The sequence below is a fragment of the Mesorhizobium sp. M1A.F.Ca.IN.020.06.1.1 genome, from assembly GCF_004023265.1.
In the GTDB taxonomy this organism is placed as follows: Bacteria; Pseudomonadota; Alphaproteobacteria; order Rhizobiales; family Rhizobiaceae; genus Mesorhizobium.
The window spans coordinates 1-3,152 of sequence record NZ_RZSR01000717.1; the positions used below are offsets into that span (position 1 = coordinate 1).

Annotated in this window: 5 protein-coding genes; 4 read left to right on the plus strand and 1 reads right to left on the minus strand. The window is 62.2% G+C overall.

The genetic code is table 11. From position 1 onward, the window contains the following. On the minus strand, positions 1 to 250 hold a 250-nt coding region (locus EOA60_RS25630), incomplete at its 3' end, for a TetR/AcrR family transcriptional regulator (protein ID WP_206628231.1). 739 nt (positions 251 to 989) lie between these two features. Here EOA60_RS25630 and EOA60_RS25635 point away from each other — a divergent pair. From EOA60_RS25635 to EOA60_RS25650, 4 genes are all read left to right on the plus strand, one after another. Continuing rightward, positions 990 to 1,352, plus strand: a complete 363-nt coding sequence (locus tag EOA60_RS25635) for a hypothetical protein (protein WP_067330367.1) — start codon at positions 990 to 992, stop codon at positions 1,350 to 1,352. A 257-nt stretch (positions 1,353 to 1,609) separates the two neighbouring features. Next, positions 1,610 to 2,059, plus strand: a complete 450-nt coding sequence (locus tag EOA60_RS25640) for a GNAT family N-acetyltransferase (RefSeq protein ID WP_095823623.1) — start codon at positions 1,610 to 1,612, stop codon at positions 2,057 to 2,059. Between the two features lie 121 nt (positions 2,060 to 2,180). Continuing rightward, entirely contained in the window at positions 2,181 to 2,777 is a 597-nt protein-coding gene (locus EOA60_RS25645; RefSeq protein ID WP_095800053.1) for a glutathione S-transferase, read from the plus strand. 116 nt (positions 2,778 to 2,893) lie between these two features. Then, a partial coding sequence (locus tag EOA60_RS25650) for a TfoX/Sxy family protein (protein WP_128312102.1) occupies positions 2,894 to 3,152 on the plus strand: 259 nt, incomplete at its 3' end.

A 3,152-nucleotide genomic window follows, 5' to 3' on the forward strand; every position in this document is an offset into this window, starting at 1 on the left:
GCTTCTCCTCGGCCGCGGCTTCGCGAATGACGGACAGCACATGGTCGAAGTGGCGGCGTCGGATGGCGTCGACCAGCGCAAGCTTGTCGGGGAAATATTGATAGAGCGACCCGATGCTCACGCCCGCGGTCTCGGCCACCTTGTTGGTGCTGAAGCCCGCCCAGCCGATCTCGCTTAGAACGCGGGCACCTGCTTCGATTATCGCCTCGACGGTGGCGACCGAGCGCGCCTGGCGCGGCTCCTTGCGCATGCGCGGGGCTGGCTTTGCAATGCGAGTAGACATCCCCAACCTGCCTCCCGAGAATATAAGCAGGATACTCACATTTGGCCTGAGAGCAATTCCAGGAAGTGCGAAGCGGTTTTCCGTCCGGAATTGCGACCAAGGAAGAACAGCAATTCCAGGAAAAGTGCGAAGCGGTTTTCCGTCCGGAATTGCGACCAACGAAGAACAGCAATTCCAGGACTGTGCGCAACGGTTTTCTCCCCCCGAACTTGCGAGGAGCATGGAACGGCGGAGTCCTCCACGCCGTCCGCAGCGGAGCCTGAGCGGATCAAGCTCTCCAGTGGCAGATCTTGAATGTGAGCGCAAAGCTCGCTTTTTTGCCGCGCAAGCTTTGCCCTTTCGTCCGGTTCGGTTCTGCTCCGCCTTGACTTGTAAATCTTTCCGCTGGACAAGATGAGGTGCTTTGTTTGGTGTGCGTTGTCCATTATGAGCAATAGGCTCACATTCTGCGCTCTGCGCGGCATCAAGATGTCTGGATGATCCGTCGATAGAGAGCATCGGGAATTCTCGACGGCGCAATTTCACTTCGACGGGCAAAGATTCTCTGTCGTTTTTTTTTCCGATGCCCTTGTCAACGCGTCTTGCGTAACCAAAATTCAATAACTGAAATTCATTGTGTTGCTTCGCTGGCTAGATAGCCGCGAGTCAGATATGCATGAGCACGCCGGGTCACTCACGACCTTGGGCAAAACGCAAGGGGCATCGCATGGCAAAGACGACAACCAAGGCGCCGGCGGCGAAAGCGCCGGCAAAGAAAGCGGCACCGAAGGCTGCCGCGAAACCTGCAGCAGCGAAGAAGGCAGCGGCACCGAAGGCAGCAGCCAAGGCTCCGGCCAAGGCTCCGGCCAAGGCAGCGGCAAAGCCTGCGGCGAAGGCTGCGGCTAAGCCGGCCGCGAAGGCGGCAGCCAAGCCCGCCGCGAAGGCGGCAGCGAAGCCCGCCGCCAAGAAGCCGGCAGCGAAGGCAGCGGCCAAGCCCGCCGCCAAGGCGCCGATGAAAGCAGCAGCCGCCAAGTCGACGGCAGCCGTGAAGAAGGCAGCGCCTGCCAAGAAGGCGCCGGCCAAGAAGTAGTCGCGTAACTTCGCTCGCGAGCCTGAACAGGCGAGGGTGGGTGCCGTCGAGGCGCCCCTCTCGCCAGTTCGGCGTAACAGCGGGCGAAGTGGATCGGTAAAGGCCTGTCCTGAAAGCTCCTGGAAATTTGCCGCCCGGCAAACTTCCGGGAGCTTTTTTATTGCGCGACCGGCTCGCATCGTCACGATCCGTTCTGGTCCGGGCGATGTCGGCTGCTGCCGCACGTCGATCAGGTAGAAAGGGTTGATCATGGCTTTGTGGCTTGGAATTCGACGGGCAGGCGAGGCGATGCCGAAGCGGTAAGCCGGGTCATTGTTGCCGCTCTGCGGAAAAACAACGCCAGGGATTACGGGCCGGAAATCATCGCCCGCGTTGAGCAGAGCTTCAGCCCCTCGGCCGTGCTGCAACTTTTCAAGAAGCGCCAAGTCTTTGTCGCCGTTTGCGGCGACAAAATTGTCGGTACCGCGGGGCTGGACGGAACAATGGTTCGATCTGTGTTCGTCGATCCTGAATTTCAGGGACGCGACGTCGGCAGCCGGCTGATGCTGGAGATCGAGGAAGCAGCGCGGGCAAACGGCGCGACGGTGCTGACGGTGCCGTCCTCGGTCACCGCGGAGCGATTTTATTTCAGACTTGGCTTCCGCGCGCTCCGGGACTGCTTCCACGACGACGAACGAACCATCATCATGGAGCGGTCCCTGAAGTAGCGGCGGCACGCGTCGCTCGAACAAGGTGCGGCCAACTGGCGGTAGGTTTTGGCGACGCTGGCCGTTGCTCTGGCAAGAGCATTCGGTCAACAGTGCGCGCGGACAATCAGGAACCCGATCCATGCCGAAGCTGCTCTACGCCTCCACCTCTCCCTATAGTTCGAAGGTCCGCATGGCCGCCGCCTATGCCGGCATCGCCATCGACCTCGTGCCGGTCAAGACGGAGGACAAGCCGGCGGAGCTGATCTCGGCCAATCCGCTGGGCAAGATCCCGGTGCTGGTGCTGGAGGACGGCCGCACGATCCACGACAGCCGGGCGATCACCCAGCATCTCAACCGGCTGTCGAAGAACGTGCTGTTCCCGCGCAACCCCGACAAGCGGCTCGAGGCCGAGGTGCTGGAGGCGCTGGCCGACGGCATCTGCGACTGCGCGCTGTCGATGGTCTACGAGCGGCGCACGCGACCGGACGCCATGGTCTATCAACCCTGGCTCGACCGCCAGTGGGCGAAGATCACCGCCGCGCTCGACCTGCTCAACGCCAACCCGCCGAAACTGCCCAAGAAGATCACCGCCGGCCAGCTGGCGCTGCGTGCCACCCTCGGCTATCTCGCGCTGCGTTTCGGCGGCCAGTGGGAAAAGGGCCGCGGCCGGCTTACACGCTGGGCCGCGCGCTTCGACGAAAAGTTTCCGGAACTGAAGGGCTGCGTGCCGGGGTAAACAGCTCATCTCCACCCTTGTGGGGGAGATCGGCAGCCTCGCCGCCGCGCCTCCGCATATTGAATTGTCGCCCGGATTCGTGATTGCATAGGCCGTGCAATTACGAAGTGGTTCGCATGGCGAAGTCGGTCACCCAAACAATCGTCGCCCCCGACCCGATGGTCGAGCGCTTGCGCGCGGCCCTTGGCCGGCGCGCTTTCACGGAACAGAAAATGTTCGGCGGCACCTGCTTCATGATCAACGGCAATATGCTGGTCGGCACCTCGAAGCGCGGCTTGCTGGTGCGTGTCGGCAAGGACGGGCACGCGGCCGCAGCCGCACGGCCCCATGCGCGGCCGATGGAAATGGGCGGGCGTTCGATGGAAGGCTATATCC